Source organism: Staphylococcus sp. GDY8P57P, from assembly GCF_017892585.1.
In the GTDB taxonomy this organism is placed as follows: Bacteria; Bacillota; Bacilli; order Staphylococcales; family Staphylococcaceae; genus Staphylococcus; species Staphylococcus borealis.
The window spans coordinates 1-598 of the sequence record NZ_JAESLK010000062.1; the positions used below are offsets into that span (position 1 = coordinate 1).

Consider the following 598-nt stretch of genomic DNA (forward strand, 5'->3'; position numbering starts at 1 on the left):
GCATAAAGCAAATTGTCTTTTCCGTACTCATTCTCTATAAATTCTTTAGAATGCTCAAAAAAGGCTCTTATTTCGTCTTGTGACTTATCTTTAAAAAATTCATTGTCTGATGTTATCAAACCATCAACATGTTTAATCGCGTCTGTTCTAATTTTTCGTTTGCCTGTATAATTCTGTTCAATTTTTTCATCAATCAAGTTATTAAAATTCTGTTTATTAGCATTTACCAAATCATAATTTAAATAAGTTTTACTATGGTCTATATCTTCATTTTCGTAATTATTATTTTCTCTTTGAACATGTTTTTGTATGCCTGTTGTATTTGTTCCTGTTTTGACTTTTGAAACTCTAATAATTGAATAAGACATATAAAAAATCACTCCTCATCAATAAGGTTAGATAGGTATTTAATACTTTAAGTCTAGACTTATTTTGAAATAAGTCATTAAACCGTATGCTCTGCGAGGCTAAAACATGTTTTTGTGCAAGCACAAAAAATGGACTGAACAAGTCAGTCCATAAGTTCAAAACCAAATTCAAAATCAAAACACCAGCAACCAAAAATAGTGGTTGTTAAAGATCAAAACTAAAACAACAT

At 28.4% G+C, this 598-nt stretch carries 1 protein-coding gene; it reads right to left on the bottom strand.

Going from position 1 to position 598, the window contains the following annotated elements:
- The coding region (locus tag KA878_RS13435) for a plasmid recombination protein (RefSeq protein WP_210142179.1) at positions 1–368 on the bottom strand (368 nt) is incomplete at its 3' end.
- Positions 369–598: the final 230 nt, after the last annotated feature.